The organism is Altererythrobacter sp. Root672, assembly GCF_001427865.1.
In the GTDB taxonomy this organism is placed as follows: Bacteria; Pseudomonadota; Alphaproteobacteria; order Sphingomonadales; family Sphingomonadaceae; genus Croceibacterium_A.
In genome coordinates, this window is record NZ_LMHH01000001.1 from 2,173,690 (window position 1) to 2,198,138 (window position 24,449).

Consider the following 24,449-nt stretch of genomic DNA (forward strand, 5'->3'; position numbering starts at 1 on the left):
TTATTGCGCATTCGCGGAATCGCTTCGCAACAAAAGAAAGCGGCGCGGATGTGCAGGTGGGACGAGGCAACAGTTTTTCACCCAAGCAATAAGGGAACTGCCCATGCTTACGTCCGTCCGCAGCCTCACGGCTGCTACTCTCCTCGTTGGTACCGCGCTCGCCGCCACCCCGGCCTTTGCGCAGGATGCACCGGCGGAGAAAACGCCCCTCGTCACTGTCACCGGCAGCACCACTCTGGTGACCGATTACCGCTTCCGCGGCGTCGGCCTGTCGGGCGGCGACATCGCAATCCAGGGTGGTCTCACCCTGAACACCACGCCCGGCTTCTACGTCGGCACCTGGGCTTCCTCGCTTGAGGACAGCCCGGTTTACGGCGAAGTCGAACTCGACGTTTTCGGCGGCTGGACCGGTGAAGTCACCGACGGCCTCGCGGCTGACGTTGGCGTCACCTACTACGCCTATCCCTCCAAGGACGCGGGCGCTGGTCCGTCGGACGTGTGGGAATTCTACGGCAAGCTCAAGCCGACTCTCGGCCCGGTCGGGCTGACTTTCGGCCTGTACTACTCGCCGGACCAGGATTCGCTCGGTGGCGGCGACAACCTCTACCTGTCGGCTGACGCCGGTGTCGGAATCCCGGAAACGCCGATCTCGTTCTCGGCGCACGTCGGCTACACCGACGGTTTCCTGACCTTGACCGACAACGGCAAGGCCTGGGACTGGTCGGTCGGCGCTTCGGCAACCGTTCTCGGCGGCCTCAGCCTCGGCCTGAGCTACGTCGGTGTTGAAGGTTCGCAGATCAACGGCTCCATCGACGGCGTTACCGACGACACGGTCGTCGCCTCGCTGGGCTACGCCTTCTAAGCAACTCGACGATATCGTCACGTGAAGGCCCGCGCCGGCAACGGCGCGGGCCTTTTCATTGGTTTACCGCAGATAGAAGTCGACCGTGGTGACCACGCGCACCCGTTTGTAGGGTGTGTCAGCCACACCCCAGCCGCCGCCATCACCATCGCGGCCGGTGATCTCAAAGTAACCCTGCGTAGCCTGCTTGATCCCACCCACACCGGTTGCGCTGTCCTTGGCGAACTGTTCGGCGGACGAACGCGCATCCTTAGTCGCCGCGGCCACCATTTCCGGCTTGATGTCGTTGAGCTTGGTGAAGGTGTAGGCCATGCCCGATCCCTCCTCCAGCAGCACGCCGCGGCGCACGAGATCGAACTGGCGCCGCACAGCCCGCTGGGCCCGAGCGATGTCTGTCGTGCGCAAAGTCATCCGCTGGCGGACGGTGAAGCTGGTCAGGCCGTCCTGGGTGAAGCTCGAGACGTTGACGCCGGTCGGCTGCAACGCGTCGTCGGGAAAGCCGAGTTCCTTGAAGAACGCCTGGATCGCCGCCGTGTCGCGGTCGACGCTCGCCTGGGCAGTAGCCATGTCTCCGGCAGAGGATGAGTAGGCGATCGTCCAGGTCGCCAGGTCGGCCATGACGTCGCGTTCCGCCAAGCCGCGCACGGTGACCGAACGGTCTGCCTCTCGCGCCCGCGTCAGCCCATCACCGAGCAGGTATCCGCCGACGATAAGCCCAACGGCGAGTATGCCTGAGGCAGCGAGTGCGGTTTTCGTGAGCGGGTTGTGCCAGAAACCGGTGGCGGAGGGGGGTTCCACTTGGCTATCGTCGGACATGAACGGTGCTCCCTGAACGGACACGCAACCCGAGTTGCTTGTGTTCTATCGGCGATGAACCGTGCTTTAACGTAGACGAATGGAGTTTGTTCCCCGATGACCAAGTATCTTCACAGCATGATCCGCGTCAGCGATCCCGATGCGACTGTCGACTTCTTCAAGCTGCTCGGCCTCGAGGAAACCCGCCGTATGGAGAGCGAGAAGGGTCGCTTCACGCTGATCTTCCTCGCCGGCCCCGGCCAGAAGGATGTCGCCGAAGTCGAACTCACCTATAATTGGCCGCCCGAGGACGGCAGCCCGGCTGAGGACTACACCGGCGGCCGCAACTTCGGCCACCTCGCCTATCGGGTCGACGACATCTACGCGACTTGCCAGCGCCTTATGGACGCCGGCGTCACGATCAACCGTCCTCCGCGGGACGGGCACATGGCGTTCGTCCGGACGCCTGACGGGATCTCGATCGAACTGCTGCAGGACGGCCATCTGGAGCCGCAGGAGCCGTGGGCGAGCATGGAGAACACCGGAAGCTGGTAAACACCAATATCCTCCCCGAGCTTGTCTCGGGGAGGTTCTGTTTTCGCTTTCGCTTGCCAAGCGGCGCGACAGCAGCCACCTGCACCCTATGGCCAAAGCCCCCCTCCCCCAGGTTGTCATCATTGGTCGGCCCAACGTCGGCAAGTCGACGCTGTTCAACCGGCTTGTCGGCAAGAAGCTGGCGCTGGTCGACGACCAACCGGGCGTCACCCGAGATCGCCGCTTCGGCGAGGCAGGATTGCTCGGGCTCGAGTTTCAGGCGGTCGACACCGCCGGCTGGGAGGATGAAGAGCCCGATACCCTGCCCGGCCGCATGCGCGCGCAGACCGAAGTCTCGCTCAAGGGCGCCGACGCCGCGCTGTTCGTGATCGACTCCCGCGCCGGGCTGACCCCGCTCGATGAGGAAATCGCCCGCTGGCTGCGCGAGCAGGAAGTGCCGGTCGTGCTGATCGCCAACAAGGCGGAAGGCAATTCCGGGCAATCGGGTATCCTGGAAAGCTATTCGCTCGGCCTGGGCGAACCCGTGCCGGTCTCCGCTGAACATGGCGAAGGCATCGCCGACCTCTATCAAGCCCTGCTGCCGTTGATCGTCGACAAGCAACCGGTCGAAGATGAGTTCGAGGACGAGAGCTTGGATGAAGAGGGCGAGCCCGACCCGGACGCTCCGCTCCACCTAGCCATCGTCGGCCGCCCTAACGCGGGCAAGTCCACCCTGATCAACCGCCTGCTGGGCGAGGACCGGTTGCTGACCGGCCCCGAAGCCGGGATCACTCGCGACTCGATCGCGGTCGACTGGCACTGGACCGATCCGCGCGACGGCAAAGTTCGCCCGATCAAGCTGGTCGACACCGCGGGGATGCGCAAGAAGGCCAAAGTCGACGACAAGCTCGAAAAGCTCGCCGTTGCCGACGCTCGCCGCGCGGTCGACTATGCCGAAATCGTCGTACTGCTGCTCGATGCCACGCGCGGCCTCGAAGTGCAGGACCTCAAGATCGCCAACCTCGTGCTCGAGGAAGGCCGCGGGCTGATGCTGGCGATCAACAAGTGGGACGTGGCCGAGAACGCCAGCGGCTTGTTCAACGGCATCCGCGCCGCACTCGATGAGGGCTTGGCCCAGCTCAAGGGCGTGCCGCTGCTGGCCGTCTCGGCGATGACCGGCAAGGGGCTCGACCAGATGCTCGCCGCCGCATTCGACTTGCGCGCACAGTGGAGCCGCCGCGTGCCGACTGCCGCACTCAATCGCTGGTTCGACCATGCGATGGACACCAATCCGCCGCCCGCCCCCGGTGGTCGCCGGATCAAGCTGCGCTACATCACCCAGATCAAGACTCGTCCGCCAAGCTTCGTGGTGTTCGGCACCCGGCTGGACGACCTCCCGGCGAGCTACGAACGCTACCTGGTCAACTCCATCCGCAAGGAACTGGGCTTCGGCGCCGTACCAGTGCGGCTTACCATGCGCAGTCCGAAGAACCCGTTCGCGAAAGAGTGAGCAAGCCCCACCCGCGTCAAAGTATCGTGTCGGCAAAGCCATTTGCGGAAATGGAGTTGCAAAGCTCATTCCATTCGCAGCCACCGCAGGCTGATCGAACCTGATTATCGGCGAAGGAGGCCCGTAATCGGATCAGGTGGTGTGGCTCCAGCTTGAACCGCGATCCTGGACGTACTGGCCGTTGCAGTATCCGTCCCACGTCTTCTGAAGCCCTGACGTCCCTGCCGGTGACCCCGGGCCGGTGGCAGTGCGCCTCCCCGTCGCCCAGAAGTGGGGCGCAGATGTCGTCCGGCCCCTCAACCACCTCGATCTCTTCTCCGCCGGAGATTTGCCCCGCAATCGCGGTCATGTTGACCGTGAAAGCAGGGCTGTATCCCCGTCCCACATAAGTGAGAATGCAGAGCAGGTGATGAGCGCGTAACCGCACCGTCATTGCGCGATGCGCTTCGCTCCTTGCACCATGACGTTGAGTGTCGCTGCGCCGAGAGCCGACTTGAGGACGGTCCCGAGAAGGAACGGGACCACGCCGGCCATGACCGCCTGTTCGGCGCCGATCAGAACCGCGAGCCACGCCGCGCCCAGAACGAGGCAAAGCGCATTACCCGCCAGCATAGCGAGGAACGCCAGCTTGACGCGATGACCATTCCAGCCCCGGCCGACAAGCCAGCCTACGAGCATGCCGGCGAGCGGAAAGGCGAACAGATAGCCGGCCGTCGGACCCACGAACTTGAGGACCCCTGCGGCGCCGCCCGCCAGGACCGGCAAGCCAAGCGCGCCCTGCAGAAGCCACGCCGTGATCGTGATACCCCCCAGGCGCCAGCCATAGACCGCGCCGACGAGCGTGACCGCGAACGTCTGCATCGTCACTGGAACCGGCCACAGCGGCACCGCGATATAGGATGAGAGTGCGAGAAACAGCGTGCCGATGAGCACCGCCACAACCTTCCAGGCCAAAGGATAGCTCTGCAGATCGAGCGGATCGATGGGCCGGTTGATGTTTGCTGCAGTCGTTGTCGGCATTTTATCACCTTGAATTATATGTTCAATTATAGGCTTCTATCGCGATCGAGCCGTGACCGGCAAGGTGCGCGAAGTCGTCAGCCAGGATCTTTCCAACCCGCACCGCAACGGCACCGCGGAGCGATTCTCCCCAGATGTGCGGGATCTTGGCGAACGGACTTTCCAGGCTGTGTCATCCAGCAGGATAAACCCTAAATGAGGGTCTGTAGGAAAGTACTTTTTTCAGGCCCCTGTTTGACCTCGGGGCGCCACCCTCAGGCAGCCGCGAGCAATCGCTTGAGCTCGCTCATGTCGATCGGTTTGTGAATCACCGGGATCTGCGGATCGCAGGATACGAGCTTGCCCTTGGGATTGCCGGTCATGATCGCACCGCGCATCTGCGGCCAGCGGCCGCGGACCGCCATGATCAGGCTCAGTCCATCCATTCCCGGCATGGAGAAATCCGTCAGCAGGAACTCGGCAGACTCGCCGTTCTGGAGCAGGGCCAGCGCACGTTCGGCATTCTCGGCTTCGGACACGTCCAGGCCGAGATCGCGCAGTTGCTCGGACACGACCATGCGCACCCCGTCATCGTCATCCACCACCAGCACCGAGCCGACGAGGCTGGTCCGCTCGTCGACAGCGACCGCCGTGGCCTGGTTGCGCGTATTCGCCTTCGTCGCGGGGAAAGTCATTTGCACCTGCGTGCCGCGCCCGGGCTCGCTGACGATGCGGAAAAACCCTCCCGATTGTTCGACGAACCCAGCGACCATCGATAGGCCGAGGCCGGTACCCTGCCCCGGCCCCTTGGTCGTGAAGAACGGCTCGGTCACCCGCTCGATCAGTTCGGGCGCAATGCCTGAGCCTTGATCGCAAACGCTGATCCTGAGCCAATGGGGTGCGCCGTCTCGCGCCCGCAGATCGTCCGGCCGAGCGACTTCCTCGATCTCGACACTGATCTTGCCCCCGTTGGTCATGGCGTCGCGGGCGTTGATCAGCAGGTTGACCAGGGCGAGCTCGAGCTGGGCTTCGTCCGCGAAAAGGCGGAGATCATCGGGTTTCACGTCCCATTCGACTGACAGCGCCTCGCCGAGCGCATGGTCGACCAGACCCGACACGGTATCGCACAGCTTCGCGGGCTCGATCGCGACCGGAGAGAGTTCCTGCTTGCGCGCGAAGGCCATCAGTCGGCGAACGAGCTCGACGCCGTTCTCCGCTGCGTGGCGCATGTGTTCAAATATTCGCTGTTCGCGAACGCCCAGTTCGACGCGGCCCTCGATCAGGCGCAGGCCACCTAGCACCGCGGCCAGCAAGTTGTTGAAGTCGTGCGCGACCCCGCCCGTCAGCTGGCCCAGTGCTTCGGTCTTGCGCGACTGGACGAGTTGTTGCTCCAGCTCTCGCTGGGCGCTCACGTCGATCAGCGTTCCGACCCAGCCGCCATCGCCTCCGCCCGCCCGAACACGCTGGTCGATGACATGGATCACCGAACCATCGCTGCGGGACCAGCGATACTGCGAGGCGGACAAACCCTCGTCCGGCTCGGCCTTGTCGTCATCCGTTATATGATCGTCCCAGCGCAGGTCGCCGGCAAGCAGGGCGTCGGCATCCACGCCGGCAAACTTGGCAATGTCGCCGCCGACGAAACGGCGAACGGGCTCGCCGTCATCGCCGATGCTGGCCTCATAGACCGCCAGCGGCAACGCCTCGAGTATGGCGGCCTGCTGCAGCCGGGTCTGCTGGAGCTCGCGCTCGTAGACCAGCCTCTCAGCCTCCGCCCGCAAGGTGGCGTCACGCAGTTCCTGCTCGGCCTGAGCACGCGTCGCGACTTGTTGCCGCAGTTGGAACAGGTCGACGAACACTGTCACTTTCGCCTTCAACACGATCGGATCGACCGGTTTGAAGACGTAGTCGACCGCCCCCATCGCGTAACCGCGCATCAGGTGCTCGGTCTCCTTGTTGACCGCCGACAGGAAGATGATCGGAATGCGGGAAGTCTGCGGCCGGTTGCGGATCAGCGACGCGGTCTCGTAACCGTCCATTTCTGGCATGAAGACGTCGAGCAGGATGACAGCGAAGTCGTCCCTCAACAGCTCCCGCAAGGCAAGCCGTCCCGAAGGCGCGGTGACCACGTCTGCGATCGGTTCGAGAACCTCGGACAGCGCCAGCAGATTGCGCTCATCGTCATCCACCAGCAGGATGCGCGCACGCGGCATCAGATCCGGCGAGGCCTGGCCGGTGTGCTTAGGCTTCGAGACCGCTTTCCTCACGCAGCGTCCTCGATGACGAGTGGCGTATGCGTGGCGGTGCCGGCCTCCGCGCGCCCGATCCACACGCGCAGCAGGGCAAGCAGGAGGTCGATATCGACCGGCTTGGAAATGTAGTCCGAGGCGCCGGCATCAAGGCACTTCTGCCGGTCGCCCTTCATCGCCTTGGCGGTCACCGAGATCAGCGGAATACCCGCCAGGACCGGATTGGACCGGATGCGCCGCATGGTCTCGTAGCCGTCCATCTCCGGCATCATGATGTCGATCAACGCGACGTCGATGTCGGGGTTGGCTTCGAGCAGCGCGATGCCTTCCTGGCCGCGCTCCGCGTAGAGAACTTCGGCCCCTTGAGCTTCGAGCACGCTTGCCAGCGAGTAGATGTTGCGGATGTCGTCATCGACGATCAGCAGGCGCTTCCCAGACAGCGCGGCGCCCTCTTGCTGCTTTGATGCTTCCTCTTGCTGGCGCTTGGTACGGCGACGCTTCGGGCCGCCTTCGAACGACTGGGCGATTGAGCCGAACAGACCGAGAAGTTCAGCGCGCTCGGCCGGCTTCTGGATCACTGTCGCGGCGCCCAGATTGAGCGCATGCGTCGCCTGGTCGGCGCCCGAAATGACATGGACCGGGATGTCGCTGGAGTCCGGATCGTGCCGCAGCAGATCGAGCAGGACGAAGCCGTCGATGTCGCTCAAGCCGAGATCGAGCGTGATCGCGCTCGGCCGCATTTTGCGCACCATCGCGAGCGTACCCGACCCTGCTGTGGAGACCACCGCCTTGAGTTGACCTTCGTGGGCAATGTCGAGCAGCACGCGGGCGAATGTCGGATCGTCCTCGACGATCAAGACGAACGGCTGGCCCTGGAGCTCGTCTCGATCGTCGGCAATCGCTTCACGCCCCACGATCGAGCCATCGTCTTCGACCGACCCGAGGGTTGGCAAGGCCAGCGCCGGTGCGATGCCCGGCGATCTCAGCGGGACATAGAGCGTGAACGTCGATCCCTTCCCGACAGTCGAGCGAACCTGGATCTCGCCGCCGAGAAGGCTGGCGATCTCGCGGCTGATCGAGAGCCCCAGACCAGTGCCGCCGTACTTGCGGCTGGTAGTACCGTCGGCCTGCTGGAAAGCCTCGAAGATCAGCTTCTGCTTGTCTTCGGGAATGCCGATGCCGGTGTCGCTGACGGCGATCTCGATCGCCTCCTCGACATCGCCCAGGATCGGATGCGTCCGGTTCCACCCCTCACGGGCCCGGCGCACCGACAGGGTGACCCGGCCGGCTGAGGTGAACTTGAACGCGTTTGAGAGCATGTTGAGCGCGATCTGCTGCAAGCGCTGCTCGTCGGTCCGGATGGTCGCGGGCAGATCCTCGGCGAACTCGACCTCGAATTCGAGCTGCTTCTCCGACGCAAGCTGCCGGAACGTGCGTTCGAGGTGCTGGCGCAGGCGAGCCAGCGACAGGTCGCCGATCTCGATCGCGACGGTGCCGGACTCCACCTTCGACAAGTCGAGGATGTCGTTGATCAGGGTTAGCAGGTCGGTGCCGGCCGAGTGAATCGTGCGGGCGAACTCGGTCTGCTTTTCGTTCAGGTTGCCCTGCTGGTTGTCGGCCAGCATCTTCGAAAGGATCAGCAGCGAGTTGAGCGGCGTGCGCAGTTCGTGGCTCATGTTGGCCAGGAATTCCGACTTGTACTTCGAGGTCAGCGCCAGCTGCTCGGCCTTCTCCTCGACCGCGCGGCGAGCCATTTCGATTTCGAAGTTCTTGGCTTCGACCTGACGCTTCTCGTTTTCGAGCAGCTGGGCCTTTTCCTGAAGCTCCTCGTTGGTGGCGTGCAGTTCCTCCTGCTTGCGCGTGAGTTCGGTCTGCCGCGACTGCAGCTCCTGCGTCAGAAGCTGCGATTCCTTGAGCAGCTCCTCCGTGCGCATGGTCGCCGCGATCGTGTTGAGCACGATGCCGACGGTTTCCATCAGCTGGTTGAGGAAGGTGTGGTGGGTCTCGTTGAACTCCTCGAACGAGGCGAGTTCGATCACCGCCTTCACCTCGTCCTCGAACAGCGCGGGGAGGATGTTGATGTTGGCCGGAGCAGAAGCGCCAAGACCCGAGCCGATCTTGATGAAGTCTCCGGGGACCTTGTTGAGCCGCATCGGCCGTTTATCTGCCGCCGCCTGTCCGATCAGGCCTTCGCGCAGTTCGAACGACTTCTTGAGCTCGTCGCGGCGGTCGGCGCCATAAGTCGCGACGAGGTCGAGTGTCGGCCCGCCTTCGTTCTCGTTGGCGACGTAGAACACGCCGTACTGGGCATTCACCAACGGGGCTAGCTCGCTCATGATCAGGCTGGAGATGGTCGTCAGGTCGCGTTCGCCCTGCAGCATGCGGCTGAAGCGCGCGAGGTTGGTCTTGAGCCAGTCCTGCTCGGCGTTCTTCAAGGTCTGGTCCTTGAGGTTGCCGATCATCTCGTTGATGTTGTCCTTGAGCGCAGCCATTTCGCCCGAGGCCTCGACCGAAATCGATCGGGTAAGGTCGCCCTTTGTCACCGCGGTCGCCACTTCGGCGATCGAGCGCACCTGGTTGGTCAAGTTAGCTGCCAGCTGGTTCACGTTGTCGGTCAGGTCGCGCCACAGGCCGGCCGCACCAGGCACGCGGGCCTGGCCGCCGAGCCGGCCTTCCACGCCGACTTCACGGGCCATGTTGGTGACCTGGTCGCCGAAGGTGGAGAGCGTCTCGATCATGCCGTTGATGGTTTCGGCGAGCGCGGCGATTTCGCCCTTCGCGTCAAAGGTCAGCTTGCGCTTGAGGTTGCCCTGGGCAACCGCGGTCACGACGTCGGCGATGCCGCGGACCTGGTTGGTCAGGTTGGTCGCCATGAAGTTCACGTTATCCGTGAGGTCCTTCCAGGTGCCGCCGACGCCGGGCACCTGAGCCTGGCCGCCGAGCTTGCCTTCCGAACCCACTTCGCGCGCCACGCGGGTCACTTCCGAAGCGAAGGAGTTGAGCTGGTCGACCATCGTGTTGATGGTGTTCTTCAGCTCGAGAATCTCGCCCTTCACGTCGACCGTGATCTTCTTGGAGAGGTCGCCCTTGGCCACGGCGGTGGTCACCTCGGCGATGTTGCGGACCTGGCCGGTCAGGTTGTCGGCCATGAGGTTCACATTGTCGGTAAGGTCGGCCCAGGTACCGGCCACGCCTCGCACGTGCGCCTGGCCACCAAGCTTGCCCTCTGTACCCACTTCGCGCGCCACGCGGGTCACCTCGGAGGCGAACGAGTTGAGCTGGTCCACCATGGTGTTGATCGTGTTCTTGAGCTCGAGAATTTCACCCTTCACGTCGACGGTGATCTTCTTCGACAAGTCGCCCAGCGCCACCGCCGTCGTAACCTCGGCGATGTTACGCACCTGGCCGGTGAGGTTCGCCGCCATGGCGTTGACGTTGTCGGTCAGATCCTTCCAGGTGCCACCGACGCCGGGCACTTGCGCCTGGCCGCCGAGCTTACCCTCGGTGCCGACTTCACGCGCGACACGCGTCACTTCCGATGCGAATGAGTTCAGCTGATCGACCATCGTGTTGATGGTGTTCTTCAGCTCGAGAATCTCGCCCTTCACGTCGACGGTGATCTTCTTGGAAAGGTCGCCCAGCGCCACGGCGGTCGTCACCTCGGCGATGTTACGCACCTGTCCGGTCAAGTTGCCGGCCATGGCGTTCACGTTGTCCGTGAGGTCCTTCCAGGTACCGCCAACGCCTTCCACTTGCGCCTGGCCACCCAGCCGGCCTTCGGTGCCCACTTCGCGCGCAACGCGGGTCACTTCAGATGCGAACGAGTTCAGCTGGTCCACCATGGTGTTGATGGTGTTCTTGAGCTCGAGAATTTCGCCCTTCACGTCGACGGTGATCTTCTTCGACAAGTCGCCCCGCGCCACGGCCGTGGTCACTTCGGCGATGTTACGCACCTGGCCCGTCAGGTTGCCGGCCATGGCGTTCACATTGTCGGTCAGGTCCTTCCAGGTACCGCCCACGCCCTCCACTTGCGCCTGGCCGCCCAGCTTGCCTTCCGAGCCGACCTCGCGCGCCACGCGCGTCACTTCCGACGCAAACGAGTTGAGCTGGTCGACCATCGTGTTGATGGTGTCCTTGAGCTCGAGGATTTCGCCCCGCACTTCGACGGTAATCTTCTTCGACAAGTCCCCGCGCGCAACTGCCGTCGTGACCTCGGCGATGTTGCGCACCTGGCCGGTGAGGTTGTCGGCCATCAGGTTCACGTTGTCCGTGAGGTCCTTCCAGGTACCCGCGACACCCGGCACCTTGGCCTGGCCGCCCAGGTTGCCCTCGGTGCCGACTTCGCGCGCCACGCGCGTCACTTCCGAGGCGAAGGAGTTGAGCTGGTCCACCATGGTGTTGATGGTGTTCTTCAGTTCGAGAATTTCGCCCTTCACGTCGACGGTAATCTTCTTGGACAAGTCGCCGCTCGCCACGGCGGTCGTCACCTCAGCGATATTGCGCACCTGTCCCGTCAGGTTCGCCGCCATCGAGTTGACGTTCTCGGTCAGGTCGGCCCAGGTTCCGGCCACTCCGGGCACCTTCGCCTGCCCGCCCAGCTTGCCCTCGGTACCCACCTCGCGCGCCACGCGCGTCACTTCCGAGGCGAAGCCGTTGAGCTGGTCGACCATCGTATTGATGGTGTTCTTCAGTTCGAGGATCTCGCCCTTCACGTCGACAGTGATCTTCTTGGACAAGTCGCCGCTCGCCACGGCGGTCGTGACCTCGGCGATGTTACGCACCTGCCCGGTCAGGTTCGCCGCCATCAGGTTGACGTTGTCGGTCAGGTCCTTCCAGGTGCCGGCGACGCCGCGCACCTTGGCCTGGCCGCCCAGCTTGCCCTCAGTTCCGACCTCGCGCGCCACGCGCGTCACTTCGGAGGTGAAGTTCGCCAGCTGGTCGACCATGGTGTTGACGACTTTGCCGATCCGCAGGAACTCGCCCTTGAGCGGGCGCCCGTCGACTTCGGTCGCCATCGTCTGCGAGAGGTCGCCTTTTGCCACGCCGCCGATCACGCGGGCCACTTCGATCGTCGGCTGGGCCATGTCGTCGATCAGCTCGTTGATCGCGCGCAGCTTGGTCTCCCAGCCGCCGGTCGCGCCGTGCACCTTGGCGCGCTGGCCGATCTTACCCTCTTTGCCGACGATCCGCGAAACCCGCTCGAATTCACCGGTCATCTGCTGGGTGAGCGAGACGACCTCGTTGAACAGCGTCGCGATCTCGATGTCGGGATCGCCTTCGTCCTCAGGGAGCCGGACGGAAAAATCGCCGCGTCGGAAGCGGCGAAGAGCGACAATGAGTTCACGCCGGTTGCGCGAGAATTCCATAGGTTGAGTTTGCTTATTCACGTGCCCCCCGCCGAGAATGCTGGAAGCGCGAAACACGCCCCACAGGCGACAAAACGGGAATGGGCCTCCGGGTTCCCGAACGCTCTGCGAAAGTTCGTCGAGTTTGATTTAGGTTAGGCCGCAATCGACCAGTGGCGCACCTGAGCCGAGCGAGAGTTGCGCGGATGTTACGGACTAACGACCAATTCTGATCTCGTCGTCAAATTCGCCAGTCTCTTAACATGCATCATGGCGGAGCCTGCCAACTCAATATTATCTGGCGGAACAAGGGGTTCTGGCAGTGCCTTTTCAACCGCGTGATGGGTCTGGCGTGGCATGATCGAAGGGGCGCTGTGCTGCCATTTTCTGGCTGAAACACAGTCCGGGTTCCGCGGTGCGGAATTCGGGGCCGGACCTTCTTGCCGTTGGATCGAGAGGAGGCCTCGTGAACGTCCTCTGGGGGGACAAGCAATGGCAGACAGACTCTCGGGCAAACGCATCCTGGTGGTCGAGGACGAGCACTTCATCGCCGCCGACTTGCGCCAGGTCCTCGAAGACGAGGGAGCGGAGGTGATTGGCCCGACCGGCAGTGTCCTACACGGACTGGACCTGGCGGCACGGACGCTCGACGCGGCACTCCTGGACGTGAACCTGCAGGGAGCGAATTCCTATCCGATCGCGGACCTTTTGACCCAGCGAGCCGTTCCTTACCTATTCCTGACCGGCTACGACGGCTGGTCGCTGCCCGAGGGTTACCAGGCCGTGCCCCATCTGGCGAAACCGTTCCGGATGGACGCCGTTATCCTCGCGTTGGGCATGTTGCTCGACGGAACCGAGAGTTGACAGTCCTGCTACGCACTACAGGAAATGGATCGCTTGCGCCTCTGCGGAGGCTGGACGCGCTTTGGCGGCTCGATGATCGGGCCTCCGCTGCGCTTGAGAGCAGTATTGCCGCTACAATTCTGGAACCTGCAGGACGGGAACTGGTCAAGGAAGGCCAAAAGATCGCCAAGGCGATGCTCGTCGTCAGCGGCCTTGGCGCTCGCTATCGCCTCCTCGCGGACGGCAGGCGCCAGTTGATCAGCTTCGTCTTGCCCGGCGATCTGTTCGGGATCTGCCATCATCCAGAGCCTCTCGCCGTGTCGGGGCTGATGTCGCTCACTTCGCTTGGCGTCTGCCCCGCCCCCTCGGCGTCGATTTCGGAGACTCTCGACCACGCCTACCGCGTCAGCAACGCCCTGGAAGAGGCCTACCTCCTCGCGCAGATCACCCGGCTTGGGCGCATGAGCGCGAGAGAGCGGCTGCTGGACCTGGTACTGGAGATCGAAGAACGCCTGGCCCTTGCCGGCCTTGCCCAGAACGGTCGCTTCCAGCTGCCGGTGACCCAGGAAACGCTGTCGGACGCCCTTGGCCTTACTCCGGTCCATCTCAACCGGACGATCCAGGTGATCCGCCGCGAAGACGACCTGCAATGGCGCGCGGGTTGGATCACGATCAGGGACCCCGCCTTGCTCGCGCGAAAGGTTGGCCGGACGCCGACCAAGGTAACCTCGGCCCGCTAGCGGGGCCCCGCCAAAGCACCATCAGTGCGAAGGATATGACGAACCCTTCGTTCGGCGAGCGGCAATGACCGATTAGTCGTGTGCCTTCCCGGGCCGAAAGGCTCGCTCATGGTGGCGTGTTTCGATGTCTCTACACCTGTCCGAAGCCATGGCGTACCTGCAGTACCAGCTAGGCGCCGAGGTGGATTCGGCGGGACGCACCGTGGCTGACACGTCGTGGAGCACCCAGCTGCAGAGCTCGGAGCATCTGTGGATGCTGCTCGAAGGCGCTCACGTCCTCACGCTTATGTTGTTTGCTGGCACGATCCTGTTCGTCGACTTACGCCTGCTTGGCCTGGTCCTGCGCAAGGTTCCGGTGTCGGCCGTTGCGGATACAGTGTTGCCCTACACCGTCGCTGGCTTCGCGATCATGGTGCTGACCGGCTCCGCGTTGTTTTTCGCCAACCCTCTGGAATATTACCATAATCCAGTCTTTCGCGTGAAAGCGGTGTTCCTAGTCGCCGCCGCGCTCAACATCTTCATCTTCCATTGGCGCGTGCAGGCAGGGCGGGAGAAATGGGATGCCAGCGAACGCCCGCCCACCACGGCAAGGGTGTCGGCCGGCGTTTCGATAGTGCTGTGGATCGCCGTGATCATCACGGGTCGCTACGCTGCCTATGACTGGTTCAAGTGCGGTCAGACGACAGGCGTTATCGCCGAGCTTGCCCAGTGCACCGAGTTCGAGACGACGCAGGTCCATGCTGAGCAGGATCTGGCGGTATGAGCTTCAGCTTCCACCACCTGACCCCCGGATTTTCGGAGGCCGTCCTTGCCCTGTCGCGGACCCCGTTGATCAAGCAGGTCAACGAGACGATCTGGATCTTCGCGGCGGTCGAGACGCTGCACCTGCTTTCGCTCGCCGTTCTCGGCGGGGCGGTCTTCGCGCTTAACCTGCGGCTTCTCGGGGTCGCGCTGCAGAACGCTTCCCCGCGCGAGGTGGAGCGCGCCACTCGGCCTTGGCTGTGGGGTGGCATTGTCGGCACGATCCTTACCGGGATCGCCATGGCCCTTGCCACTGCGGGCGGCCTGCTCGGTAGTGCCGCGTTCTTCGTGAAGATGGTCGCGCTCGTCGCGGCGATCCTGTTCAGCCTCGCGGTTTCCCGGCTGGTCCGCCAGGAGCCGACCGATCGCCGCGGCGTAGCCACAGCGCTTGCAGTCGCGGCCTTGGCATTGTGGGCCGGATCGATCCTGCTGTTAGCCTCGACCAGCGGCATCCGCGCGGGCGCCTTGCTCGTGGCGTTGGCCGGGTTCGGTTTGTTTGCGGCATTCGCCCAGCACTATCGCCGGCTCTACGTAATCGCCGTCGCCGTGATTGTCGGCGGCGGGCTTTTATTCGCAGAGCTTTGGCCGGCTGCACGCCAGGATGTGGCGGTTGCCCAGACGATCTACTTTGCCGCAGTCGGCGGGGCGTTGCTCGTCGCCTTGGGCGTGGCCCTGGCCGAGGCCCGTTCGCGAACCGAACCCGCTCCCGGCTTGCACCGCTTGCCCGCCTTCGCCTCGACCTTGGCCTGGGTATCGGTTGCCGCCGCGGGCCGCTGGATCGGATTTAGCTGAGGTCAGCCCAAGTCTATATGCCGTTTTGGCATATTAACATGCCAATGCATTCGTTCACGCTCGCATAGAAGCCAAATATATCCCTCACACAAACGTAGATGAGGGTATAATGCGTAAGATAGAAAAATCACTTAAGCGCAAATGGTTCCTTACAGCAGCGCGAACAACGTTCACGCTTTTCGCTATCGGGGCATGGTCGACAGCTCTCATTACCTATCCGACGCTCTCTCAGGCGCAAACAACTGCCGGAGCCGCTCAGACTGAGAACGAGTTCACCCGAGAACAGCTTGATCAGTTGCTGGCCGCGCCGGACAAAGTAACCTTCATCGACTTGCGCCGGGCAGACGAAATCGCCGCCATCGGCGGTCTGCCGGTCTATCTCAACATCCAGGTCTCCGAACTCGACCGCTTCCTGCCCTACATCCCGCGTGACCGGAGCGTGGTCACCGTCTCCAATCACGCCGGGCGGGCCAAGAGGGCGGCGAACTACCTTCGCTCCCAGGGCTATACGGTCACCGGCGTCGTGGGCGTCGAAAACTACGCTGCCCAGGGCGGAACGCTATACGGCAAGCTGTTTGCCACCCCCGCCATCGACGGCGTCGTTGCCGCGGGCACCCGCGTCGAGGTTATACGCGAAGGGTTCGACGGGACCGAAGGTCCGGTCGCACTGACCGACGGCTCGATCATCTTCACCGAGAACCGCGCAGACCGCATCGTCCGGATTGCGCCGGACAACTCGGTATCGACCTATCTCGAGAAGACCGGCGGGGCGAACTCGCTCGCGATCGGTGCGAAGGGTGAACTACTCGCCGTCCAAACCGCCAAGCCAGGCGTCGCGCAACTGCAGCCTGCGAGCAACGTCCTCGCGGCTGCCTACTCGGGCAAGCCGTTCAACCGGCCCAACGATCTGGCGCTCGCCCGGACCGGCAACATCTACTTCTCGGATCCCGGCGCTCCGCTCGCGGCCGGGACTCCTGCTCCCGCCGTTCCGGCAAAGACCGGCCTCTACTGGCTCAATCCCCGCGGACAGGTGAAGCTGATCACCGACGACATCCGCCGCCCCAACGGCGTCGCGCTGAGCCCGGACGAGAAGACCCTCTACGTCGCCAACACCTGGGGCGAGAACCTGATCGCCTTCAACGTGCAGCCTGACGGAAGCCTTGCCGGTCGGCATGACTTCGCCAAGCTCGCCGGGTTCCGCAACGCCCCCGAAGGTCCCACCAGCGGAGCGGACGGCATCGCGGTCGACGCATCAGGCCGCGTCTATGTCGCGACCAGCGCCGGGGTCGAGGTTTTCTCGCCCGAAGGAACCGCACTCGGCGTCATCGCGCTGCCGAAGCAGCCGCAGAACCTGGCCTTTGGGGGAGCCGATCACTCGCAGCTCTACGTGGTCGGGCGTGGCTCGGTCTACCGCATCAAGACGCTGACCAAGGGCGTCGACCGGCCCGGCAAATAGCCTCGGCCCCGCTCTCATCCCGCCCAGAAAGATAATAAGATCATGAAAAACAATAATCATCTGTCCGGCGCCTCGCGCCGGCCTCTCGCTCGCGCGTCCTGGCTGGCCAGCGCCGCCGCTCTCGCCGCGATTCTCCCGCAGGCGGCGTTTGCTGCCGAGGAGACCGCCGAGGCGGCTAGCGCCGAAGCCCCTGCCACAACCGTCAGCGAAGCCTCGCAAGGCGACATCATCATCGTCACCGCGCGCAACCGCGAAGAGTCGCTCGTCGACGTGCCGATCCCGATCTCGGTCATCAGCTCGGCAACGCTCGAGCAGCAGCATGTCTTTACTCTCGCGGATATCACCCAGCGTGCGCCGGGTCTGACTGCCACCACGCCCAACGCTCGCCGCACCGGCGTGTCGCTGCGCGGCATCGGCAAGACCAGCGGCAACGACAACATGGAAGCCGCCGTCGGCGTGATCGTCGATGACGTGTTCCTCGACCACGTGGGCATGACCTACCAGGACTTCACCGACCTCTCCCAGGTCGAGATCCTGCGCGGTCCGCAGGGCACACTGCTGGGCAAGAACACCTCGCTCGGCGTGATCAAGTACACCAGCAAGCTGCCCTCGTTCACACCTGAAGGCACGCTGGAAGTCGAAGGCGGCCTCGACCGCAGCACCTTCAAGGCGCGGGGCTCGTTCTCCGACGCGCTGGTCGAAGACCTGCTCGCGTTCCGTGCCTCGTTCTTCTACGACAACCAAGCCGGCGACATCCTCAACATCAACCCTGCGGTCGGGGGCCGTTGGCACGAACAGAACCGCTGGGGTGGGCGCCTCCAGCTGCTGCTAGAGCCGAGCGACAACTTCTCGCTCCGCCTCAACGTCGATGGCGCAGAGACCAACGAGCGCAGCAACACCAAGCCGTTCATGGTCGACCCGGCGACGCTCAACGACGGCTCGGTGCGCACCACCACCTACTCGACCCGCCTCGCCCGCAACTACTTCCAGCCCTACACCCCGATCATCGGGTCGTGGGACACGATCGACATCGACGAAGCCCTGCCGCTGATCACGCGCAACTACGGCGCCTCGCTGATCGCGACCTGGGACATCGGCGAGGTCGAGATCAAGTCGATCACCGCTGGACGCTGGTTCCACTTCGACGCGACAAACGACCAAGAGCAGACCCGCTTCCCGATCTCCCGCAGCGGTTCGCTGGTGAACACCGAGCAGTTCTCGCAGGAGTTCCGCTTCACTGGCGATATTACCGACACGATCGACTACCAGGCCGGCCTCTACCTGATGCGGATCGAGACCGACACCAACGGTCGCAGCCGCTTCGGACGTGACGCCGGTGCCTTTTTCGCCACCAACGCACAGTACAACACGCTGAACAACCCGGCCGGCTGGGTGCTGTTGCAGGATGCGCTCGAGAACACCCAGAGCATCAGCAACCAGCACCCGATCTCCAACAGCCAGGCAGCATTCGCCCAGGCCAACTGGGAGATCACCGACCGGGCCAGCCTGACCGCGGGCCTTCGCTACACTCGCGAGCAGAAGACCAGCACGACCACGCGCACGATCGGCACCCAGGACGGAACACCGCTCGTCTCGACTGGCAATGCCACCGCCGACGCGATCCGCGCAGCGCAGCTGCAGACGCCGTTCGCGACCATCCTCGGCGATCCGATCGACGCCGGCGCTTTCGCATGGCTGGTCAACCCGAGCTACAAGATCACCGACGACGTGCTGTTCTATGCTTCGGCCAGCGGCGGCGGCAAATCGGGAGCGGTCGCGTTCGACAACAACGGTACCCGCCGCAACGTCGCTCCTGAAAAGACCACCGACTTCGAGCTGGGCGTGAAGGGCCAGTTCTTCGACAACGTCCTGTGGGTCAGCGCCAACCTCTACTACACCAAGGTTCGCGACTATCAGGCCGTCACCAGCATCGCCGATGCCAACTCCTCGACGGGGTTCAGCTCGGTCCTGGGCAACATCCCCGGGATCCGCGCCCAGGGCATCGAGGTCGACGGCACGCTGACTCCGTTCGAAGGGCTGACGATCAACTTCGGCGGAGCCTACAACGACGCGGTCTACACCGACTGGGCCAACGCCACCTGCCCGCGCTCCTTCCCGACGACCATTCCGACTTGCGACAACACCGGCAAGCAGATCGTCGGTGCGCCCAAGTGGGTCGGCATCATCGGCTTCAACTTCGAACGTGAAGTCGGCTCTTCGGGCGTGTCGTTCTACGCCTATGCCAACGACACCTACCGTACGAAGCATAACCTGGAGCAGCTGCTTTCACCGTACGGCTGGCAGGACTCCTACCATCTGACCGACGCAGGCATCGGCATCATCACCGAGATCGCCGGCGCCCGCACCCAGATCGGCATTGCCGCCAAGAACCTGTTCGACGTCCAGTACACGACCAGCATCAACGATTTCAGCAACAACGCACCGGTTGGCTACGATGGCATCGGCCCCAGCCGCACGATCAACGCTGTTGTCCGAGCGACCTTCTGAGGAGCACCCCTATGAAAACGCGTTTGCACTTATCCCTCGCGGGCTTTGCATTGGCTGCGGTTGGAGCTGGGTTTTCAATACCCAGCCTGGCCCACCACGCTTTCGCCGCGGAGTTCGACTCTTCCAAGCCGCTCGTCATCCAAGGCGCGGTCACCAAGGTCCGGTTGGTCAATCCGCACAGCTGGATCTACCTCGACGTGAAGAATCGCGACGGCTCGGTCACAAACTGGGGCTTCGAGTTCGGAACGCCCAGTTCGCTGAAGGCCAGCGGCCTGACACGCGCGGACGTGGCCGTGGGCACCAAGGTCAAGATCGCGGGCTTCCGGGCCAAGAACGGAGGCGCCTTCGGCTATGCCGGGGCGCTCGCTCTTCCGGATGGCCGCAAGATCAAGACCGGCGGCGCGCCTGACGCTCCGACCCCGTCGTTCTGATGCTGCAAGTCCTCAAACGCAGCAGCCGCGGGCTGCTGGCCGCGGCTGCTCTGGCGACCGTCACGCTGACCGCCGGCCCGATCCAGGCGCAGGATCCCGTCGCAATACCTCGGCTGGCCAGCGGCAAGCCGGACTTCTCGGGGATTTGGCAGACTCTCAGCGAGGCGGACTACGACCTCGAACCGCATGCCGGACGGCGCGATGCGCCGCCGGGGCCGGGCGTGGTGGAAGGCGGGGCAATCCCCTACCTTCCGGGCGCCCAGGAACAACGGGCGCGCAACTTCGAGGCGCGGGCCAAGGAAGATCCTCGGCTCAAGTGCTGGGTGCTCGGCGTGCCGCGCGGGGTTTACTACCCGGCGCCGTTCCAGATCTTCCAGCGCGACAACGACGTGACCCTGGTCCACCAGCTCGGGAATCAGGTCCGCACCATCGTTACCAACGGATCGGACCACCCGGAGGAGAAGCAGCAGGAGTTCTGGCTCGGCGATTCTCGCGGGCACTGGGAAGGCGACACGCTCGTCGTCGACGTAGCCGACTTCAACCCGGAGACCTGGCTCGACCGGGCCGGCAACTACCACAGCGAAGAACTGCATGTGGTCGAGCGCTGGCGCTTCGTCGATCCCGACACGATCGCCTATTCGGCCACGCTCGACGACCCGAAGGTCTACAGCAAGCCGTGGACGATCGACGTGCTGCTGCACCGTCGGCGCGATGCCAACTTCCAGCTCATCGAGGATTACTGCTTCACGCTTCAGTACGAGCAGTACTACCCGCACCATAAGGACGGACAATGATCGCTCGCCGAACTCTCGCGGCCGCGCTCCTGCTGACGGTCGGTACCCTGCCGCAAATCGCGCTGGCCCAGCAGCCCGCCGCCACGACACCCCAGCCAACGGCACCAGGGATCCGCTGGAGCAAGGAAGTCGTCCCGATCGCCTCAGGCGAGTGGACCGGCCCCCGGCTCGCCGATGGTCAGCCCGACGTGCAAGGCTTCTGGTCGAACACGATCTCGAACCACAGCAACTTCACCGATCCCCAGGCCGGGCCTCCCGGAGAGCCCTCTGGCACGGCGAAGCTCCCGCGCGATCAACGGGCACCCAGCCGGGTGTCCGACCCCGCAGATGGTGAGATCCCCTACCGGCCCGAAGCGCGGGCGTTGCAGGCTGACTTCGCGCGTAACTTCGCCAATCCGACCAAGCCGGAATACATAGAACCGCTCGCCCGCTGCGCGCCGGCCGGCGTACCCAAATCGTTCATGTGGCACGGCTACGAGCTGCGGCAATATCCGGGCTACGTCGTGCTGCTGTTCGATTCCGGCACGCGGATCATCCGTCTCGAAGACGGCCCGCCCCTCGCCGACAGCATCAAGCTGTGGAACGGCGATTCCCGTGGGCATTGGGAAGGCAACACCCTGGTCGTCAGCGTGCGCAACAACAACGGCAAGGCCCTGTTCGGCCGCTACGGCGACTTCATGAGCGAGAACGGCACGGTGGAGGAGCGCTACGTCTTCGATCCCGAAGGCAAGCGCTTCAACTACGTCGCCACGTTCACCGATCCCACGGTCTACACTCGGCCCTGGACAGCGACCATTCCCAACCGCCGCTATACCGACGCCGACGAGCCCGATGGCTGGCACTACGACGTCCAGCCGGTGAACATCGCAAGCGATACGCCGCGCTACGAACATCACGAACGGATCTGCGTCGAGAACAACGGTCCCTTCGGTGGCGGCGCCGTGGGCGTTCCGTTCGACGGAGCCGTGATCGCACGCTGAAGTCAGGACTTTCCCCGGATCCGGCCCGCCTGAGTTTCCTCAAGGCATCCTCTCTCCCAGCCGGATTCGTACTTAGGCGGGGCTCCGTTTCGACGGAGCCCCGCTCTTTTTATTCATGCTGGATCGAGGTTGTTACCCGAACTTGCGGGCCAGGACCGCGGCGACCGCGTCGGCGTCCTCAGGCGTCAGGGGAGCCTTGTAGACGTTGACCATCTTGGTCACCGAGTCTTTCCAGAACTGCGCCCCTTTGCCGCGCGGCTGGGTGACGATGTAGTCGAGCGAGTGGCAGCTCGAGCAATTGTTGACCACGACCTCGGCGTCGGGTTCGGCAAGCTCTGTCGGCGTGTCGCCGATCGGGGACTCGAAAGTCACCGGCTGGGCGACCGTTGCGATGCTTAGGACGAACGTACCGGCCCCAAACAGGGTGGCGACGGGGCGGATCATGCAACCTCCAGGGTCAGGGTCTCGACGACGTTGCGCATGTAGCCGGCGGGTTGCCACAGCGGATCTAGCGGCTGCGTTGCGCCGGTCTGGCTGTACGCGCGCACCTTGATCGGATGACGGCCCTTTCCGAGCTTCGAGCCCAGTCGCCACTCGCGGAACGAATAGCGGCCCAGGTCCTCGCCCAACCGGGCTTCCTGCCAGGTCGCGCCGTCGTCGGTGGAAACCAGGACCCGCGCGACACCTTCGCCGCCACTGAAGGCGATCCCCTTGAGTTCAATGTTGCCTGTGCCGGGTACCACTTGGCCATCCCGGTGGCTGGTAACGAACGAACGGACGTTGAGGCGGCTGATGGGCCGGGTCTTGTCCGGCTTGCCGCCGGGTTCGACACAGGCACAGTCGTTGTCGGGCACGCGGTAAGCGGTCTTCATCCAGTAGCCGTCGTAGACGCCTCCGACGACGTTGATCTCATTGAGATGCTTGATCCAGTACGTGCCATAATAGCCCGGCACCACCAGCCGCAGCGGGAAGCCGTTGAGGAACGGCAGATCGGCGCCGTTCATCGCAAACGCGACCAGCACCTCCCCATCGCGCGCATGATCGAGGTCGAGCGCTTTCACGAAGTCCGGGATGGTTTCGAGCGGTGGCTTGTCGAGGCCGTTGAAGGTCACCTGCCCCGCCCCGGCCTTGACCCCCGCACGGTCGAGCAGGGCCTTCAGCGGTACCCCGGTCCAGCGGGCGTTGCCCATGGCGCCATTACCCAGCTGCCCACCGCCGACGCGCGGCTCGAAGAAGCCACGGCTGTTGCCCGAGCATTGGTTGACCGCGACGATCTCCTGGACCGGGAAGCCCGTCTTCAGATCTGCCAGCGACAACGTCAGCGGGGTGTCGACCAGCCCGCCAATGGTCAGCCGATAGGTCGCAGGATCGATCGAACTGGGCAGGCCGGAAAGGTGGTAACGGACGAAGAACACGTCGTTCGGCGTCAGGACCCCCTCGTTGAATATCTCGAACGGGGTTTCCAGCTGCGGCGGGCGCGCCGTCAGCCCGATCAGCGGGCGCTTCTGGGGTAACTGGACCAGCGGACGTTCGCCATTCGCGAAAGGCTGGATGATGCGATCCTGGGCGAGTGCGCGGGCTGACAGGATCGATGCTGCCGCCCCGACGAGAAAGCCCCGCCGTTGTACGAATGTCATGCGGGATTGGCTCCGGAAATGGCGCTTCTCAGGATCGGACGAGGCCCCGCGCCGAAGCGCAGGTCGTGCCGGTCGACAAATGACCTCAGGATATCCGGCTGGTGTACTGTGGTGAGCCGGCGAGAGTCTTTCAGGCTCCGTGCATCTAGGTGCGGCGCCAGCAGCTCGATCAGCCGACCAGTGTAGTTGCGCAGCAGCGCCCCGTGGGGGATGGCGATCTTGGTGCTCGACGCCTTGAAGAACTTGTTCGACCCGGCGACCGTAGCGAAGGCGTCGTCGGGTCCGTTCTCTATCGCCATCTGAGCAACGATCCCCACGCCCATGCCGAGCTTGACGTAAGTCTTGATCACGTCTGCATCGACAGCGGAGAGATGGAAGTCAGGCTGGAGGCCAGCGCTGGCGAACGCGGCGTCGATGTTCGAGCGGCCGGTAAACTCCGGCGTGTAGGTGACGATCGGGTAGCGCACGAGATCGGCCAAGGTGGGCGATTTGACCCGCGCTAGCGGATGCTCATGCGGAACAATGGCCACGTGCTCCCAGGTGAAGCAAGGGAACGTCTGCAACCCCGGCTCGCCATCGACCGCTTCGGTCGCCACGCCGAGATCGGCCTCTCCTCGCAAGAGCATGTCGACCACCAGGCTCGGGCTGCCTTGCCGCAGCTCTACCTCGACATCCGGGAACTCCCGACTGAAGCGGACGAGCACTTGCGGCAGGACATAGTTCGCCTGGTTGTGCGTCGTGGCGATCGTCAGGCGGCCCTTGTCGGCCTGCACGAACTGTTCGGACAGCCGCTTGAGGTTCTCCGATTCCTGCAGCAGCCGATCGATCACTTGCGCGGCGCTGTGCCCGGCTTCGGTCAGGCCCACCAGGCGCTTGCCTCGGCGGACGAAGATCTCGATCCCGAGTTCGGCCTCGAGCTCCTTGATCTGCTTGCTGACCCCGGATTGCGAGGTGAAAAGCTCGTTCGCGACCTTGGTCAGGTTGAGATCGTTCTGAACCGCAGCGCGAATGTATCGGAGTTGCTGGAAGTTCATCGAGTGCCCGCCTTGATGAAAGCGGCGCGACGGCTGTTCAAACCGTTGAATACACGGATTTTCCGAGCTCGCGCCACCATACCACCTACAGATTCAGAGGAGCAGCATCCGGCGTCGGGTAGCTTTCTCTACCGATTTG

Annotated in this window: 21 protein-coding genes; 13 read left to right on the plus strand and 8 right to left on the minus strand. The window is 63.8% G+C overall.

Annotation, left to right across the window (positions count from 1 at the left end):
- Positions 1 to 103: 103 nt before the first annotated feature.
- On the plus strand, positions 104 to 862 hold the full coding sequence (locus ASD76_RS10540) for a TorF family putative porin (RefSeq protein ID WP_055922258.1): 759 nt from the start codon (positions 104 to 106) through the stop codon (positions 860 to 862).
- A 63-nt stretch (positions 863 to 925) separates the two neighbouring features.
- Here the strand turns inward: ASD76_RS10540 and ASD76_RS10545 are convergent, their stop codons facing one another.
- Positions 926 to 1,678 carry an SIMPL domain-containing protein gene (locus ASD76_RS10545; RefSeq protein WP_082553722.1) on the minus strand — a complete coding sequence of 251 codons (753 nt, stop codon included), beginning with the start codon at positions 1,676 to 1,678 and terminating at the stop codon, positions 926 to 928.
- 96 nt (positions 1,679 to 1,774) lie between these two features.
- Between ASD76_RS10545 and ASD76_RS10550 the strand changes: the two genes are divergently transcribed.
- Both ASD76_RS10550 and der read left to right on the plus strand, forming a co-directional pair.
- The gene (locus ASD76_RS10550) at positions 1,775 to 2,212 is read left to right on the plus strand and encodes a VOC family protein (protein WP_055922260.1); all 438 of its coding nucleotides are present in this window, start codon (positions 1,775 to 1,777) and stop codon (positions 2,210 to 2,212) included.
- A gap of 88 nt (positions 2,213 to 2,300) precedes the next feature.
- Entirely contained in the window at positions 2,301 to 3,701 is a 1,401-nt protein-coding gene (der, locus tag ASD76_RS10555) for a ribosome biogenesis GTPase Der (protein WP_055922263.1), read from the plus strand.
- Positions 3,702 to 3,717: 16 nt separating this feature from the next.
- Here der and ASD76_RS17950 read toward each other — a convergent pair whose 3' ends face one another.
- Entirely contained in the window at positions 3,718 to 4,134 is a 417-nt protein-coding gene (locus ASD76_RS17950; RefSeq protein WP_082553723.1) for a DUF1284 domain-containing protein, read from the minus strand.
- Positions 4,131 to 4,721 (minus strand): biotin transporter BioY, encoded by a 591-nt coding sequence (locus ASD76_RS10560; protein WP_055922266.1) that lies wholly within the window; start codon positions 4,719 to 4,721, stop codon positions 4,131 to 4,133. The genes ASD76_RS17950 and ASD76_RS10560 overlap by 4 nt, the downstream gene beginning before the upstream one ends.
- Before the next feature lie 52 nt (positions 4,722 to 4,773).
- On the opposite strand from ASD76_RS10560, the gene ASD76_RS18630 reads away from it, so the two are divergent.
- A complete protein-coding gene (locus tag ASD76_RS18630) occupies positions 4,774 to 4,920 on the plus strand; it encodes a hypothetical protein (protein ID WP_235506618.1) in 147 nt (48 codons plus the stop codon).
- A gap of 55 nt (positions 4,921 to 4,975) precedes the next feature.
- Here ASD76_RS18630 and ASD76_RS10565 read toward each other — a convergent pair whose 3' ends face one another.
- Both ASD76_RS10565 and ASD76_RS10570 read right to left on the minus strand, forming a co-directional pair.
- A complete protein-coding gene (locus tag ASD76_RS10565; RefSeq protein WP_055922269.1) occupies positions 4,976 to 6,967 on the minus strand; it encodes a response regulator in 1,992 nt (663 codons plus the stop codon).
- A complete protein-coding gene (locus ASD76_RS10570; protein ID WP_055922272.1) occupies positions 6,964 to 12,315 on the minus strand; it encodes a HAMP domain-containing protein in 5,352 nt (1,783 codons plus the stop codon). The genes ASD76_RS10565 and ASD76_RS10570 overlap by 4 nt, the downstream gene beginning before the upstream one ends.
- 471 nt (positions 12,316 to 12,786) lie before the next feature.
- Here ASD76_RS10570 and ASD76_RS10575 point away from each other — a divergent pair, with 471 nt between their 5' ends.
- From ASD76_RS10575 to ASD76_RS10615, 9 genes are all read left to right on the plus strand, one after another.
- Positions 12,787 to 13,158 (plus strand): response regulator, encoded by a 372-nt coding sequence (locus ASD76_RS10575; RefSeq protein ID WP_082553724.1) that lies wholly within the window; start codon positions 12,787 to 12,789, stop codon positions 13,156 to 13,158.
- Positions 13,155 to 13,877 carry a Crp/Fnr family transcriptional regulator gene (locus tag ASD76_RS10580; protein ID WP_055922277.1) on the plus strand — a complete coding sequence of 241 codons (723 nt, stop codon included), beginning with the start codon at positions 13,155 to 13,157 and terminating at the stop codon, positions 13,875 to 13,877. The genes ASD76_RS10575 and ASD76_RS10580 overlap by 4 nt, the downstream gene beginning before the upstream one ends.
- Before the next feature lie 124 nt (positions 13,878 to 14,001).
- Positions 14,002 to 14,640, plus strand: coding sequence for a DUF6644 family protein (locus ASD76_RS10585; RefSeq protein ID WP_156457642.1), 639 nt, complete (start codon positions 14,002 to 14,004; stop codon positions 14,638 to 14,640).
- Entirely contained in the window at positions 14,637 to 15,470 is an 834-nt protein-coding gene (locus tag ASD76_RS10590) for a DUF6644 family protein (protein ID WP_055922283.1), read from the plus strand. The genes ASD76_RS10585 and ASD76_RS10590 overlap by 4 nt, the downstream gene beginning before the upstream one ends.
- 109 nt (positions 15,471 to 15,579) lie before the next feature.
- Positions 15,580 to 16,926 carry an SMP-30/gluconolactonase/LRE family protein gene (locus tag ASD76_RS10595; protein WP_082553725.1) on the plus strand — a complete coding sequence of 449 codons (1,347 nt, stop codon included), beginning with the start codon at positions 15,580 to 15,582 and terminating at the stop codon, positions 16,924 to 16,926.
- A 42-nt stretch (positions 16,927 to 16,968) separates the two neighbouring features.
- Positions 16,969 to 19,434, plus strand: a complete 2,466-nt coding sequence (locus ASD76_RS10600; RefSeq protein ID WP_055922286.1) for a TonB-dependent receptor — start codon at positions 16,969 to 16,971, stop codon at positions 19,432 to 19,434.
- Between the two features lie 11 nt (positions 19,435 to 19,445).
- Positions 19,446 to 19,865 (plus strand): DUF6152 family protein, encoded by a 420-nt coding sequence (locus ASD76_RS10605; protein WP_055922289.1) that lies wholly within the window; start codon positions 19,446 to 19,448, stop codon positions 19,863 to 19,865.
- On the plus strand, positions 19,865 to 20,659 hold the full coding sequence (locus ASD76_RS10610) for a hypothetical protein (RefSeq protein ID WP_055922292.1): 795 nt from the start codon (positions 19,865 to 19,867) through the stop codon (positions 20,657 to 20,659). Before ASD76_RS10605 ends, ASD76_RS10610 begins: the two co-directional genes overlap by 1 nt.
- Positions 20,656 to 21,639 (plus strand): hypothetical protein, encoded by a 984-nt coding sequence (locus ASD76_RS10615; RefSeq protein ID WP_055922296.1) that lies wholly within the window; start codon positions 20,656 to 20,658, stop codon positions 21,637 to 21,639. Before ASD76_RS10610 ends, ASD76_RS10615 begins: the two co-directional genes overlap by 4 nt.
- 132 nt (positions 21,640 to 21,771) lie before the next feature.
- Here ASD76_RS10615 and ASD76_RS10620 read toward each other — a convergent pair whose 3' ends face one another.
- The 3 genes from ASD76_RS10620 to ASD76_RS10630 are packed head-to-tail and all read right to left on the minus strand — an operon-like array spanning position 21,772 to position 24,310.
- Complete coding sequence (locus ASD76_RS10620) at positions 21,772 to 22,083, minus strand: hypothetical protein (RefSeq protein WP_055922299.1); 312 nt, start codon at positions 22,081 to 22,083, stop codon at positions 21,772 to 21,774.
- Complete coding sequence (locus ASD76_RS10625; protein WP_055922302.1) at positions 22,080 to 23,276, minus strand: molybdopterin-dependent oxidoreductase; 1,197 nt, start codon at positions 23,274 to 23,276, stop codon at positions 22,080 to 22,082. Before ASD76_RS10625 ends, ASD76_RS10620 begins: the two co-directional genes overlap by 4 nt.
- Positions 23,273 to 24,310 carry a LysR substrate-binding domain-containing protein gene (locus ASD76_RS10630; protein WP_082553726.1) on the minus strand — a complete coding sequence of 346 codons (1,038 nt, stop codon included), beginning with the start codon at positions 24,308 to 24,310 and terminating at the stop codon, positions 23,273 to 23,275. Before ASD76_RS10630 ends, ASD76_RS10625 begins: the two co-directional genes overlap by 4 nt.
- Positions 24,311 to 24,449 lie beyond the last annotated feature (139 nt).